Origin of the sequence: Pseudomonas sp. HMSC067G02 (assembly GCF_001813485.1) — a bacterium.
GTDB classification, from domain to species: Bacteria; Pseudomonadota; Gammaproteobacteria; order Pseudomonadales; family Pseudomonadaceae; genus Pseudomonas; species Pseudomonas aeruginosa.
The window spans coordinates 1-12,508 of record NZ_KV812628.1; the positions used below are offsets into that span (position 1 = coordinate 1).

The 12,508-nt window shown below is 65.8% G+C and carries 14 protein-coding genes; 7 read left to right on the forward strand and 7 right to left on the reverse strand.

Going from position 1 to position 12,508, the window contains the following annotated elements; genetic code table 11:
• The first annotated feature begins 250 nt into the window (after positions 1 to 250).
• Positions 251 to 1,024, forward strand: coding sequence for a hypothetical protein (locus tag HMPREF2914_RS03095; protein ID WP_003090903.1), 774 nt, complete (start codon positions 251 to 253; stop codon positions 1,022 to 1,024).
• Between the two features lie 61 nt (positions 1,025 to 1,085).
• Positions 1,086 to 1,748: a glutathione S-transferase family protein gene (locus HMPREF2914_RS03100; RefSeq protein ID WP_003098798.1), complete on the forward strand. Its 663-nt coding sequence runs from the start codon at positions 1,086 to 1,088 to the stop codon at positions 1,746 to 1,748.
• Between the two features lie 9 nt (positions 1,749 to 1,757).
• Here HMPREF2914_RS03100 and HMPREF2914_RS03105 read toward each other — a convergent pair whose 3' ends face one another.
• Both HMPREF2914_RS03105 and HMPREF2914_RS03110 read right to left on the reverse strand, forming a co-directional pair.
• Positions 1,758 to 2,240: a GAF domain-containing protein gene (locus tag HMPREF2914_RS03105; protein ID WP_003109686.1), complete on the reverse strand. Its 483-nt coding sequence runs from the start codon at positions 2,238 to 2,240 to the stop codon at positions 1,758 to 1,760.
• Positions 2,237 to 3,127 carry an ATP-binding protein gene (locus HMPREF2914_RS03110; RefSeq protein ID WP_003090906.1) on the reverse strand — a complete coding sequence of 297 codons (891 nt, stop codon included), beginning with the start codon at positions 3,125 to 3,127 and terminating at the stop codon, positions 2,237 to 2,239. Before HMPREF2914_RS03110 ends, HMPREF2914_RS03105 begins: the two co-directional genes overlap by 4 nt.
• An 82-nt stretch (positions 3,128 to 3,209) precedes the next feature.
• On the opposite strand from HMPREF2914_RS03110, the gene sagS reads away from it, so the two are divergent.
• On the forward strand, positions 3,210 to 5,570 hold the full coding sequence (gene sagS, locus HMPREF2914_RS03115) for a two-component system sensor histidine kinase/response regulator SagS (RefSeq protein WP_003130830.1): 2,361 nt from the start codon (positions 3,210 to 3,212) through the stop codon (positions 5,568 to 5,570).
• An 18-nt stretch (positions 5,571 to 5,588) separates the two neighbouring features.
• Here sagS and ospR read toward each other — a convergent pair whose 3' ends face one another.
• The 3 genes from ospR to msrB form a co-directional block, all read right to left on the reverse strand.
• On the reverse strand, positions 5,589 to 6,080 hold the full coding sequence (gene ospR, locus HMPREF2914_RS03120; RefSeq protein ID WP_003090908.1) for a hydroperoxide stress response transcriptional regulator OspR: 492 nt from the start codon (positions 6,078 to 6,080) through the stop codon (positions 5,589 to 5,591).
• Positions 6,077 to 6,562 carry a glutathione peroxidase gene (locus HMPREF2914_RS03125; RefSeq protein ID WP_003090910.1) on the reverse strand — a complete coding sequence of 162 codons (486 nt, stop codon included), beginning with the start codon at positions 6,560 to 6,562 and terminating at the stop codon, positions 6,077 to 6,079. Before HMPREF2914_RS03125 ends, ospR begins: the two co-directional genes overlap by 4 nt.
• Positions 6,563 to 6,673: 111 nt before the next feature.
• Positions 6,674 to 7,072: a peptide-methionine (R)-S-oxide reductase MsrB gene (msrB, locus tag HMPREF2914_RS03130; protein ID WP_003090911.1), complete on the reverse strand. Its 399-nt coding sequence runs from the start codon at positions 7,070 to 7,072 to the stop codon at positions 6,674 to 6,676.
• A gap of 184 nt (positions 7,073 to 7,256) precedes the next feature.
• Here msrB and HMPREF2914_RS03135 point away from each other — a divergent pair, with 184 nt between their 5' ends.
• From HMPREF2914_RS03135 to HMPREF2914_RS03150, 4 genes are all read left to right on the forward strand, one after another.
• Entirely contained in the window at positions 7,257 to 8,468 is a 1,212-nt protein-coding gene (locus HMPREF2914_RS03135) for a pyridoxal phosphate-dependent aminotransferase (protein ID WP_003090913.1), read from the forward strand.
• Positions 8,469 to 8,518: 50 nt separating this feature from the next.
• The gene (locus HMPREF2914_RS03140; protein WP_003109682.1) at positions 8,519 to 8,971 is read left to right on the forward strand and encodes a hypothetical protein; all 453 of its coding nucleotides are present in this window, start codon (positions 8,519 to 8,521) and stop codon (positions 8,969 to 8,971) included.
• 133 nt (positions 8,972 to 9,104) lie between these two features.
• The gene (gene htpX / locus HMPREF2914_RS03145) at positions 9,105 to 9,980 is read left to right on the forward strand and encodes a protease HtpX (protein WP_003090915.1); all 876 of its coding nucleotides are present in this window, start codon (positions 9,105 to 9,107) and stop codon (positions 9,978 to 9,980) included.
• 140 nt (positions 9,981 to 10,120) lie between these two features.
• Complete coding sequence (locus tag HMPREF2914_RS03150; RefSeq protein ID WP_023091617.1) at positions 10,121 to 11,248, forward strand: M14 family metallopeptidase; 1,128 nt, start codon at positions 10,121 to 10,123, stop codon at positions 11,246 to 11,248.
• Between the two features lie 31 nt (positions 11,249 to 11,279).
• Here the strand turns inward: HMPREF2914_RS03150 and HMPREF2914_RS03155 are convergent, their stop codons facing one another.
• Complete coding sequence (locus tag HMPREF2914_RS03155) at positions 11,280 to 11,936, reverse strand: thiopurine S-methyltransferase (protein WP_003109680.1); 657 nt, start codon at positions 11,934 to 11,936, stop codon at positions 11,280 to 11,282.
• Positions 11,937 to 11,991: 55 nt separating this feature from the next.
• A complete protein-coding gene (locus tag HMPREF2914_RS03160; protein ID WP_003138749.1) occupies positions 11,992 to 12,438 on the reverse strand; it encodes a universal stress protein in 447 nt (148 codons plus the stop codon).
• Positions 12,439 to 12,508: the final 70 nt, after the last annotated feature.

Consider the following 12,508-nt stretch of genomic DNA (forward strand, 5'->3'; position numbering starts at 1 on the left):
GGGCGGTGTCCTAGGCCACTAGACGAAGGGGACGCGGCCCGGAACTTACAACAGATCTTTCCGGCTTCCAGTGTTTCGCGTTTGGCTTCACGCTGGAAGTGGCGCGCATTTTATGGAGCGTCCGGGGAGGCGTCAACCCTTCTGAGAAAATTTTTTTAAATCAAAGACTTCTGTGCAAATAATGAGCTGCTGCTATCAGTGGTAGCACCAAGACATTAGACTGAGAAAATTCTTACAGCGGAGTCCCAAGGTGTCGCCACTCCTCATTACCGCCCTCATCATCGGCGGGATCGCCCTCCTAATCGCCATTGGCTATATCAACCACGTGGTGGAAAACAGCAAGCTGGAGAAAGCGCGCCTGAAAGCCGAACTCAACGACCGGGTCCGGCGCTGCGCGCAGATTTCCGAGAGCCTTCCCGGCCAGTTCGTCAGCCCGTCTCTGAAGCTGTTGATGAGCCAGATCGAGCTCAGCCTCAGCGAGCAGCAACTGGCGCTGGAGAAGAAAGCCGATGCCGGGCTCAAGGCTCGCATAGAAGAGTTGCGCGCGCTGGTCGCCAAGGGCGAGTCGATCCCGGTGCGCAATCCGCCCCAGGCGATCCTGACCGAGGACAAGGCCAAGGAAGTCCGCTTCCTCTTCGAAGCCCTGCATGCCCAGCTCACCCGTTTCACCCAGGACGGCCACCTGCCGCGCAGCGAGGCGCAGATCTGGGTCAAGGAGATTCGCCACCTCCTGGTGCGCCTGCATATCGAGTTCTTCGGCAATCTCGGCCAGCAGGCCCTGCAGCAGAACGAACCGCGCCAGGCGCGCCTGGCCTTCGAGCGCGGCGCCCAGTACCTGCGCAAGCAGCCCGAGCTGGCGCGCTACCAGGCGGAGCTGCAGCAGATGGAAGCGCAGCTGGCCCGCGCCAACGCGATGGTGCTGAACAACAGCCAGCCGGCGAGCGAGGAGCCCAGCGAACTCAACGAGGGATTGAAGGCCCTCGATGCAGACGACCTGTGGAAGAAGAAGAACGTCTACGACTGATTCCGGCCTGCCCACGGCAGCCGTGCTATAACCCAGGCTCATATCGACCGAGGAAATCGTTATGAGCCTGACACTCTACGGAGCCCCGCTGTCTCCGTTCGTCCGCAAGGTCCGCCTGCTCCTGGCCGAAAAGGGCCTCGACTACCAGTTGGAAGCGATCGCCCCGTTCGGCCAGCCGGCCTGGTATCGCGAGATCAGTCCGCTGGGCCGCATCCCGGCGTTACGCGACGGCGACCTGGCCCTCGCCGACTCCAGCGTGATCTGCCAGTACCTGGAAGAACGCTATCCCGAACCGCCGAATCTCCAGGGCGACGCCCCCGCCGGCCGCGCAGCGGTGCGCTGGCTGGAAAAATACGCCGACTACGAGATCGCTCCCCTGGCCACGCTGACGATCTTCCGCAACCGGATACTCAAGCCGGCGATGGGCCAGGCCTGCGAGGAGAACGACGTGCGTCGCGCGCTGGAGGAAAAGCTGCCAGCGCACTTCGATTACCTGGAAAACCATCTCGACGGCCGGGCCTTCTTCGTCGGCGAGCGACTGACCCTCGCCGACCTGGCGATCGCCAGCCAGTTGGTCAACCTGCGTCACGCCGGCGAAAACCTGGACGAGCAACGCTGGCCGGCCCTCGCCGCGCATTTCGCGCGGATGCTCGAACGCCCGGCGATGCAAGCGCTGCTGCCGGGGGAACGACGGACCCTCGACAAGCTCGCAGCGAAAGCCTGAACGCGTCGCTCAGCAGTCCGTCAGGCGCAGGAATATCTCCACCAGGCCTTCGATCCCGGCCTGGTCCTCGGCGCTGAAGCGCGCCACGCTCGGGCTGTCCAGATCGAGCACAGCGACCAGGCGGCCGTCCTTGAGCAGGGGCACCACCAGTTCGCTGCTGGAAGCGCTGTCGCAGGCGATGTGGCCGGGAAACGCGTGGACGTCGTCGACCCGCTGGGTCAGCCGGGTACGCGCCGCGGCGCCGCAGACGCCCTTGGAGAAGGGAATGCGGACGCAGGCGACCTTGCCCTGGAACGGTCCCAGGACCAGTTCCTCGTTGCGGTTCAGATAGAAGCCGGCCCAGTTCAGGTCGCCCAGCTCATGGAAGAGAAAGGCGGAGAACTGCGCGGCGTTGGCGATGAAATCGCGCTCGCCGGCGAACAGCGCCTCGGCCTGCGCCGCCAGCAGGGCGTAGCCGGCCAGCCCGGCGCCAGATTGCTGCAGATCGATCATGCCTGGCGCTCCAGCAGTTGCTTGCCCACCCAGTAGCGGGAGAACTGATAGGCGCAACGGCCGTTGCGGTTGCCGCGGCCAAGCGCCCAGCGGATCGCTTCCTTCTCCAGTTCCTCGCTCCAGCTCCAGGCCAGCCCGGCCTTCTCCGCGAGCACGTCCACCCAGTGGCGAACCACGCTGAGGAAATGCTCCTGGGTGAAGGGATAGAACGACAGCCACAGGCCGAAACGGTCGGACAAGGCGATCTTGTCCTCCACCGCTTCGTTGGGATGCAGCTCGCCGTCCACCATCTTCCAGTTCTCGTTGTCGCTCTGCTTCTCCGAAACCAGGTGCCGGCGGTTGGAGGTGGCGTAGAGCAGCACATTGTCCGGCGCCTGTTCCAGCGAGCCGTCGAGCACGCTCTTGAGTACCCGGTAGTCGCCTTCCCCGGCATCGAACGAGAGGTCGTCGCAGAACAGCACGAAGCGCTGCGGCAGGCCTTGCAGTTGCTCGACCACGCGCGGCAGGTCGGCCAGGTGGTCGCGCTCGATCTCGATCAGGCGCAGCCCGGCGCCGGCCAGCTCAGCCAGCAGCGCACGAACCAGGGAGGACTTGCCGGTCCCGCGGGCCCCCCAGAGCAACGCGTGGTTGGCCGGCTGGCCGGCGACGAACTGGCGGGTGTTGCGTTCCAGTTGCTCGCGCTGCCGCTCTACGCCCAGCAGGTCGGCCAGGCGCAGGTCGAGGCTGACCTCCAGCGGCTGCAGGTAGCCGCTGCGGCCGTCGCGGTGCCAGCGCGCCGCCAGGCTGCGCTCCCAGTCGACGGCTTCGCGTACGGCCGGCAGCAGCGGCTCCAGGCGCGCGAGCACGCTTTCGGCGCGGGCAAGAAAATCGCTCAATCGGGAATCCACTCTGTTCTCCTCGGATCGGACTGACGTCACGGATCGATCATCGGTTGCGCCCAGGAACCCCGACAGACGGTCGGGATGGGCTATGCTAGGCGGCAGAACCTCGCCAAGGCTGATCCCCGCCCCCATGGATATAGCGCTGACCCATCGCCTGTCGTTCAAACAGGCCAGCCTCACCGTGCTGGTGGCCTTTATCCTGGGAACCCTGCTCAGCCTGATTCAGGTTGGCGTCGATTATGCCAGCCAGGACGCATCCATCAATCGCGAAGTGCGCGCGCTGCTGGACGTCAGCCACAACCCCGCCGCGCGAATCGCCTACAACATCGATGCGGAGCTGGCCCAGGAGCTGGTCCTCGGCCTGCTCCGTTCGCCCGCCGTGGTCCGCGCGGAAATCATCGACACCTCCGGCCTGCCGCTGGCCAGCGCCTCGCGCGAACCCGCCGAAAGCCGCCTGCGGCCGCTCAGCGACTTCCTCTTCGGCCACAAGCGGGTCTACGAGGACCCGTTGCATGTCGACCATGCGCCGGGCGAGGCCCTCGGCGTACTGCAGCTGGAAATCGACACCTTCGTGTTCGGCAACGACTTCCTCCGTCGCGCCGGCATCACCCTGCTCTCCGGCTTCGTGCGCAGCCTGCTGCTGTCGCTGATCCTGCTGGTGCTCTTCTATACCCTGCTGACCAAGCCCCTGGTCAGCCTGATCCAGGCCCTCAGCGGACACGATCCACGCTCGCCGGCACGCATGCGCCTGCCCTGCCCCAAGGGCCACGAACGCGACGAGATCGGCGTGCTGGTGGAAGTCATCAACCGCCAGCTCGGGCGCATCTCGGTAGAGATCGAACAGCGCCGGGAGGCGGAGAACCGCCTGACCCAGTACCTGGAGGAGCTGGAAAGCATCGTCGCCGCCCGTACCGCCGAGCTGAAGGCCGCCAACGCGCGCCTGACGCTATCCAACCAGGAACTCGAAGAAGCCCGCCAGACCGCTCTCGACATGGCCCAGGCCCGCGCCAGCTTCCTGGCCAACATGAGCCACGAGATCCGCACGCCGCTGAACGGCCTGCTCGGCATGCTCTCGCTGAGCCTCGACGGCCCGCTCACCCCGGAACAGCGCCAACAGCTGTCGATCGCCCACGACTCCGGCAAGGTGCTGGTGGAATTGCTCAACGACGTGCTCGACCTCTCCAAGTTCGAGGCCGGGCAACTGGTCCTGGAACAGATCCCGTTCGACCTGGGCGTCCTGGTGGAAGACACCGCCAGCCTCCTCTCGCAGAACGCCGCGGCCGGCGTGGAGTTGACCTGCCTGGTCGACCCCGCCCTGCCCGCCCAGGTTTCCGGCGACCCGACGCGGATTCGCCAGGTCGTCAGCAACCTGCTGTCCAACGCGCTGAAGTTCACCCGCCTGGGGCGGGTCGACGTTCGCGTGGAAGCCACCGCCGAGGGTGTGCGCATCAGTGTGCGCGACACCGGCATCGGCATCGCCCAGGAGGCGCTGGATCGCATCTTCCAACCGTTCACCCAGGCCGACGCGGGTATCACCCGCCAATACGGCGGCACCGGCCTCGGCCTGGCCCTCACGCGCAAGCTGTGCGAGGCCATGCAGGGCGAACTGACGGTGGAGTCGACGGTCGGCCTGGGCAGCCTGTTCAGCGTCGGCCTGCCGCTGGCGCCGGTCAGCCCTCCGCTACAGGCGCTGCCGCTGCGCGGCCGGGTGATCGCGCAATGCTCGGCCAACAGCGGGCTGGCGCAGCTGCTGCAAACCTGGCTGCCGCGCTGGGGCCTGGAGTACAAGCGTCTGGAGACCGACGACAGCCTGCTCGGCCACTCGCTCGACGTACTGATATCGGATTGCCCGGACTGCCTGATGGGACTGCGTCCGAGCATCGGTACGCCGATCCTGCTGGTCACCGCCTACGGCAGTTTCCTCGAACCGGAGCTGGCCCGCCGCCTGTCGCCGTTGCGCCAACTGGCCAGGCCGCTGAGTCGCAACCAGTTGTACCAGGCCCTGAAACACGTGCTCGAACACACCGCCATAGCCCCGTCGAGCGCCTCGGACACCGCGGGAGAACAGCGCAACACCCGGGTCCTGCTGGTGGAGGACAACCCGGTCAACCAGTTGGTCGCCAAGGGCCTGCTGCACAAGCTCGGCTGCCAGGTATGGATCGCCGAACACGGGCTGAATGCCCTGAAGATGCTGGAGGAGCATCCCATCGACCTGGTCCTGATGGACTGCAACATGCCGGTGATGGACGGCTACGAAGCGACCCGGCAGATCCGCGACAGCGGACGCTGGGGCGGCCTGCCGATCATCGCGCTGACCGCCAACGCCCTGCCGGACGAGCGCGAACGTTGTCGTGCCGCCGGCATGGACGACTACCTGGCCAAGCCCTTCCACCGCGACGAACTGAAGGCCATCCTCGACCGCTGGTGCCCGCTCACCGCGGGCGACTAGCCGGTCTCGCGACGACGGCTAGCCTCCCACCACCAGGCGAAAACGCGACAGCAACCCGCCCAGGCGCTGGTGCAGGTCGAACATCTCGTTGAGGTCGAAACCGGTGCTGCAGATCAGTTGCTGGCGCAGCGGAATGACCCGTTCGCGCAAGGTGATCCCTGGCACCGTCAGCGCCAGGTGCACCTCCCGCTCATCGTGGCTGGCGCGACGGCGATCCACCAGGCCGAGCTGTTCGAGGCGCTTGAGCAAGGGCGTCAGGGTTCCCGAGTCGAGCAGCAGGCGGTCGCCCAGGGCCTTCACCGTCGGCTGCTCCGGCGGGCTCGCATGCCACTCCCAGAGCACCAGCATGACCAGGTACTGCGGATAGGTCAGGCCGATCTGTTCGAGCAGCGGCCGATAGCCGCGAATCACTGCGCGCGAGGCGGCGTACAGCTTGAAACACAGCTGGTTGTCGAGCAGCAGCGATTCTTCGACGCCATCCGGCCTGGCGACTTTTCCCCGGGTGCTCATTCAAGCAGCGCCTCGATCGCCGAGCTCAGCTCCTCCGGCTTGGTGGTCGGCGCGTAGCGCTTCACCACCTGGCCATCGCGGCCGATCAGGAACTTGGTGAAGTTCCACTTGATGCCCTGGCTGCCGAGCAGGCCCGGCGCGCGCTTCTTCAGGCTGACGAACAACGGGTGGGCGCCGGCGCCGTTGACCTCGATCTTCCTGAACAGCGGGAAGCTCACCCCGTAGTTCAGTTCGCAGAACTGCGAAATCTCGCCCTCGTCGCCCGGTTCCTGCTTGCCGAACTGGTTGCAGGGGAAGCCGAGCACCACCAGTCCGCGCTCACGGTATTTTTCCCACAAGGCCTCCAGCCCCTGGTACTGCGGGGTGAAGCCACATTTGCTGGCGGTGTTCACCACCAGCAACGCCTTGCCGCCGAAATCGGCCAGGGTCTTCTGTTCGCCCTTGATGGTGGTGCAGGGAATGCTCAGCAGCGAATCGCTCATGGCTTGTCTTCCTTGTTGAGGGTGGGTCTCGAAACAAAGTAGCTCGCAATTCAATTGTACACAACTTGATTGAATGAAAAACGACCCGAACCAAAGACGGGTCGTCGCTCTCTAGCTCTCCCGCGGCACCAGCTTCAGCGAGGCCGAGTTGATGCAGTAACGCAACCCGGTGGGCCGGGGGCCATCCGGGAAGACGTGCCCCAGGTGGGCATCGCAGCGGCCGCAGCGGACTTCGATGCGGTGCATGCCGTGGCTGAAGTCGTCCAGTTCGCGGACCGCCTCGGCGTCCACCGGCTGGAAATAGCTCGGCCAACCGCTGCCGGAGTCGTACTTGGCGTCGGAGTCGAACAACGCCGTGCCGCAGCAGGTGCAATGATAGATCCCGGGGGTCTTGGTGGCGTGGTATTCGCCACTGAAGGCGCGTTCGGTACCGCCCAGGCGACAGATGTGGAACTGCTCTTCGGTCAACTCCTCGCGCCAGGAGTCCAGGGGTTTGTCGATCTTGCTCATCGGCTCTACCTCGCGATCTGAAAAATGCCCGGCGCTCCCTTTTCCGGGGGACGGGCCGCACGTATCATGCGTGCTCCTTATAGACGCCAGTCTGTCATCCGCGTTACAGCCTGCCAAGCCGCGATCCAGCGGGCTTTTCGCAGCCTGTTCCACGGTGTTCGCTCACTTCGGGACTCGACACATCATGCAGGTCAGCAAATCGAACAAGCTCGCCAACGTCTGCTATGACATTCGCGGGCCGGTGCTCAAGCACGCCAAACGCCTAGAGGAAGAGGGTCACCGCATCCTCAAGCTGAATATCGGCAACCCGGCGCCGTTCGGTTTCGAAGCTCCCGAGGAAATCCTCCAGGACGTCATCCGCAACCTGCCGACCGCCCAGGGCTACAGCGACTCCAAGGGTCTGTTCAGCGCGCGCAAGGCAGTGATGCAGTATTACCAGCAGAAGCAGGTGGAGGGCGTCGGCATCGAGGACATCTACCTCGGCAACGGCGTGTCGGAACTGATCGTGATGTCCATGCAGGCGCTGCTGAACAACGGCGACGAGGTGCTGATCCCCGCTCCCGACTACCCGCTATGGACCGCCGCGGTCAGCCTCGCCGGCGGCAAGCCGGTGCACTACCTGTGCGACGAGCAGGCCAACTGGTGGCCGGACCTCGAAGACATCAAGGCGAAGATCACGCCGAACACCAGGGCGATGGTGATCATCAACCCGAACAACCCCACCGGCGCGGTGTATTCCAGGGAAGTGCTGGAAGGCATGGTCGAACTGGCCCGCCAGCACAACCTGGTGCTGTTCTCCGACGAGATCTACGACAAGATCCTCTACGACGGCGCCGTCCACGTCTCCACCGCCTCGCTGGCGCCGGACGTGCTCTGCCTGACCTTCAACGGCCTGTCCAAATCCTACCGGGTGGCCGGCTTCCGCTCCGGCTGGGTGGCGATCTCCGGACCCAAGCAGCGGGCACAGAGCTATATCGAAGGTCTCGACATCCTCGCCAACATGCGCCTGTGCGCCAACGTCCCGGCGCAGCACGCGATCCAGACCGCCCTGGGCGGCTACCAGAGCATCAACGATCTGGTCCTGCCGCCGGGGCGCCTGCTGGAGCAGCGCAACCGCGCCTGGGAACTGCTCAACGACATCCCCGGCGTCAGCTGCGTGAAGCCGATGGGCGCGCTGTACGCCTTCCCGCGGATCGACCCGAAGGTCTGCCCGATCCACAACGACGAAAAGTTCGTCCTCGACCTGCTGCTCTCGGAAAAACTGCTGATCGTCCAGGGCACCGCCTTCAACTGGCCGTGGCCCGACCACTTCCGGGTGGTCACCCTGCCCCGCGTCGATGACCTGGAGCAGGCGATCCTGCGCATCGGCAGCTTCCTCAAGGGCTACCAGCAGTAACCCCCCGCTCCCGCGGCGCCGCTGGCGCCGCCCTGCCCGGCGACCCATCCATGGACCTGCAGATCGACGACTTCCACAAGGACGCCGCTGGCGGCCTCCTGCTTCTCTACCAGGCGTTTCCGCGCAAGACCGCGCTCTACGTCGAAGACCTGATCGGCCGCGAGCCGCCGGACGAGTTCGGCCTGCCGAGCAAACGTCACCAAAGTTGTCTGGGCGCGTTGCTCTGGCTCGCCGAGGAAGGCTACCTGCGCTTCGCCAACACCATTCATTACGAGGCTCTCGACCAGGCGGTGCTCAGCGAAAAGGCCTTCCTAAGACTTACCCGTATCGTCCCCCGGGCCGCGGCGGCGCTGGCCGAGGCGCCGGCCAGCGTGCGCCGCGAACAGGCCTGCCTGGCCAACCAGTTGCGCCAGGCGCTGGCGCAGGGCGACGGCGAACGCCTGGCCGGGCTGACCCGCCTGCTATTCGAGGGCAACCTGGGCGCGCAAGGCGACACAGTTTGAAATAGTCCCTCGATTGAATCGCCATGGACCGCCCCTTATATAACCCCGCATGATTATCAGGAGCCCGTTCGCCCGCCCCGGCGGCCTGCGAACCGCGCTCCGTGCCTTCAGCCGTGAGGAGAAGCTTTACACCATGATGCGCATCCTGTTGTTCCTGGCCACCAACCTGGCAGTCCTGGTGATTGCCAGCATCACCCTGAAACTGCTCGGGGTGGACCGCTTCACCGGCCAGAATTACGGCAGCCTGCTGGTCTTCTGCGCCGTGTTCGGTTTCGCCGGTTCGCTGGTCTCGCTGTTCATCTCCAAGTGGATGGCGAAGATGAGCACCGGTACCGAAGTCATCAGCCAGCCGCGCACCCGTCACGAACAGTGGCTGCTGCAGACCGTCGAAGAGCTGTCCCGCGAGGCCGGCATCAAGATGCCGGAGGTCGGCATCTTCCCCGCCTACGAGGCCAACGCCTTCGCCACCGGCTGGAACAAGAACGACGCGCTGGTCGCGGTCAGCCAGGGCCTGCTCGAACGTTTCTCGCCCGATGAGGTGAAAGCCGTCCTCGCCCACGAGATCGGCCACGTCGCCAACGGCGACATGGTCACCCTGGCGTTGATCCAGGGCGTGGTGAACACCTTCGTGATGTTCTTCGCGCGAATCTTCGGCAACTTCGTCGACAAGGCGATCCTGAAGAACGAGGACGGCCCGGGCATCGGCTACTTCGTCGCGACCATCTTCGCCGAACTGGTGCTCGGCATCCTCGCCAGCATCATCGTCATGTGGTTCTCGCGCCGCCGCGAGTTCCGCGCCGACGCCGCCGGCGCCCACCTGGCCGGCACCGGCGCGATGATCGCCGCGCTGCAACGCCTGCGTTCGGAACAGGGCGTGCCGGTGCAGATGCCCGACACCCTGAACGCCTTCGGCATCAATGGCGGCCTCAAGCACGGCCTGGCCGGCCTGCTGATGAGCCACCCGCCGCTGGAAGATCGTATCGAAGCGCTGCGCGCCAGCGCACGCTGATCCGCTTTCACACTTGGGACAGGGCGACCATCGGTCGCCCTTTTTTTATGCCCGGGAAAGCCACCTATCCATGGTCGCTTTGACAGCCGCGAGCCAGCCCCGGAACATGCGGGTCCGTGATTTCGCCCGATGAGGTTCCCATGCAGATCCGCGCCGATTTCGACAGCGGCAACATCCAGGTCATCGATGCCAGCGATCCCCGCCGGATCCGCCTGGCGATCCGTCCCGACCTGGCCAGCCAGCATTTCCAGTGGTTCCACTTCAAGGTCGAGGGCATGGCTGCCGCCACCGAGCACCGCTTCACCCTGGTCAACGCCGGCCAGTCGGCCTACAGCCATGCCTGGAGCGGCTACCAGGCGGTCGCCTCGTACGATGGCGAACGCTGGTTCCGCGTACCGTCGCAATACGACGCCGACGGCCTGCATTTCCAGCTGGAACCGGAGGAAAGCGAGGTCCGCTTCGCCTACTTCCAGCCCTACAGCCGCGAACGGCATGCCCGCCTGGTCGAACGTGCGCTCGGCATCGAGGGCGTCGAACGGCTCGCCGTCGGCACCAGCGTGCAAGGCCGCGACATCGAATTGCTGCGGGTCAGGCGCCATCCCGACAGCCACCTGAAGCTGTGGGTCATCGCCCAGCAGCATCCCGGCGAGCACATGGCCGAATGGTTCATGGAAGGCCTGATCGAGCGCCTGCAGCGGCCGGACGATACGGAAATGCAGCGCCTGCTGGAAAAGGCCGACCTGTACCTGGTGCCGAACATGAACCCGGACGGCGCGTTCCACGGCAACCTGCGCACCAACGCCGCCGGCCAGGATCTCAACCGGGCCTGGCTGGAGCCGAGCGCCGAGCGCAGCCCGGAAGTCTGGTTCGTCCAGCAGGAGATGAAGCGCCATGGCGTCGACCTGTTCCTCGACATCCACGGCGACGAGGAAATCCCCCACGTATTCGCCGCCGGCTGCGAGGGCAACCCGGGCTATACGCCCCGCCTGGAACGGCTCGAGCAACGCTTCCGCGAGGAACTGATGGCGCGCGGCGAATTCCAGATCCGCCATGGCTACCCACGCAGTGCGCCGGGCCAGGCCAACCTGGCGCTGGCCTGCAACTTCGTCGGGCAGACCTACGACTGCCTGGCGTTCACCATCGAGATGCCGTTCAAGGACCACGACGACAACCCGGAGCCCGGGACCGGCTGGTCCGGCGCCCGCTCCAAGCGGCTCGGCCAGGACGTCCTGAGCACCCTTGCGGTGCTGGTCGACGAACTCCGCTGAAAATGGACGGGGCGCCGCGCGGCGCCCCGTTTCAGCCTCTCTCCAGCAGGTAGACGGCCTCGTTCAGCCAGGACACCCCGCGCTCGAGGAATTTCCAGTTGACGCCGAGCACGTCGCCGCGCTCCAGTTCCTCGATCCGCCAACCGCCAGCGTAGTAGCCACGCACCTCCTCGTCGGGCACGGCGAACGGCGGACCGGCCATCTCCGCCTGCGGGTAGTCGATGGTGACCAGCAAGCCGAGGCTGCGCGTCGGCAGGACCGCCTGGAGATGCCCGGCATAGCGCTCGCGCATCTCCGGCGGCAGGGCGATCAGCGCGGCGCGGTCGTAGAACGCCCTGCACTGCGCCAGGTGCTCTGCCTGCAAGGCGAAGAAATCACCCTGCAGCAGGGTGATGCCGGCGACCCGGTAGCGGCGGAAACCACCCAGTTGATCGATCTCGGGGCGCAGGTCGTGCTCCTCGAAGAAGTCGCTCACGGCCTTTTCCGAAAGCTCCACCCCCAGCACCTCCAGCCCCTGGGCGGCCAGCCAGGCCAGGTCCAGGGTCTTGCCGCACAACGGCACCAGGATCCGTTCGCCCGCTTGCAATCGCAGCCGCGACAGGTGGCGCATCAGGTAGGGATTGATCTCGTCCAGGTGGAAGCCGATCTGGTTGTTCGCCCAGCGGGCGTGCCAAAAATCCGCCTGCATCCTGCCCTCCGCATTCGTGGAAAAACCCGCAAGGTGGCGACAATCGGCCGGCAGGTCAACTCCCCTGCGCATCTTCCTCGCGCACTTCCACCAGCACCGGACACGGCGCCTCGCGGATCACCCGGTCGCCAACTGAAGGATCGAGCAGGCGCTCCAGCCGTCCCAGGTGCCGATGGCCGATGACGATCAGCTCACAGCCCAGGCGCCGCGCCTCGCCCAGGATCACCTGCACCGGGTCGCCGGCGCGTAGCTCGGCCCGTACCTCCAGCTCGCACCCGGCTAGCAGCGCACGGGCCTCGTCGAGCACCTGCCGGGCCTCTTCACACTCGTGCGCGGCGGGCGGATAGTCGAGCAGCGTCGGCCGGCCCGGCAACGCATAGCCGGCGTCCACCGCGCACAGCAGGTGGACCCTCGCGCCCGGCGCGGCGGCCTGCCGCGCCAGCTCGGCAATGCGACGGGTCTGCGGGCCGCCGTCGATGGCGACCAGGAGTGTATGGAACATCGGCAAATCCTCGGACAGGGCGTACACCGGCATTCTTCGGTAGCCACCGGCGCGCGTAAAGGCATCGCGG

Excerpts from the sequence above, each read along its gene's own strand:
- HMPREF2914_RS03100 (WP_003098798.1), top strand. The coding sequence starts at position 1,086 with ATGAGCCTGACACTCTACGGAGCCCCGCTGTCTCCGTTCGTCCGCAAG.
- HMPREF2914_RS03105 (WP_003109686.1), bottom strand. The coding sequence starts at position 2,240 with ATGATCGATCTGCAGCAATCTGGCGCCGGGCTGGCCGGCTACGCCCTG.
- sagS (WP_003130830.1), top strand. The coding sequence starts at position 3,210 with ATGCTAGGCGGCAGAACCTCGCCAAGGCTGATCCCCGCCCCCATGGAT.
- ospR (WP_003090908.1), bottom strand. The coding sequence starts at position 6,080 with ATGAGCACCCGGGGAAAAGTCGCCAGGCCGGATGGCGTCGAAGAATCG.
- HMPREF2914_RS03125 (WP_003090910.1), bottom strand. The coding sequence starts at position 6,562 with ATGAGCGATTCGCTGCTGAGCATTCCCTGCACCACCATCAAGGGCGAA.
- msrB (WP_003090911.1), bottom strand. The coding sequence starts at position 7,072 with ATGAGCAAGATCGACAAACCCCTGGACTCCTGGCGCGAGGAGTTGACC.
- HMPREF2914_RS03135 (WP_003090913.1), top strand. The coding sequence starts at position 7,257 with ATGCAGGTCAGCAAATCGAACAAGCTCGCCAACGTCTGCTATGACATT.
- HMPREF2914_RS03140 (WP_003109682.1), top strand. The coding sequence starts at position 8,519 with ATGGACCTGCAGATCGACGACTTCCACAAGGACGCCGCTGGCGGCCTC.
- htpX (WP_003090915.1), top strand. The coding sequence starts at position 9,105 with ATGATGCGCATCCTGTTGTTCCTGGCCACCAACCTGGCAGTCCTGGTG.
- HMPREF2914_RS03150 (WP_023091617.1), top strand. The coding sequence starts at position 10,121 with ATGCAGATCCGCGCCGATTTCGACAGCGGCAACATCCAGGTCATCGAT.
- HMPREF2914_RS03155 (WP_003109680.1), bottom strand. The coding sequence starts at position 11,936 with ATGCAGGCGGATTTTTGGCACGCCCGCTGGGCGAACAACCAGATCGGC.
- HMPREF2914_RS03160 (WP_003138749.1), bottom strand. The coding sequence starts at position 12,438 with ATGTTCCATACACTCCTGGTCGCCATCGACGGCGGCCCGCAGACCCGT.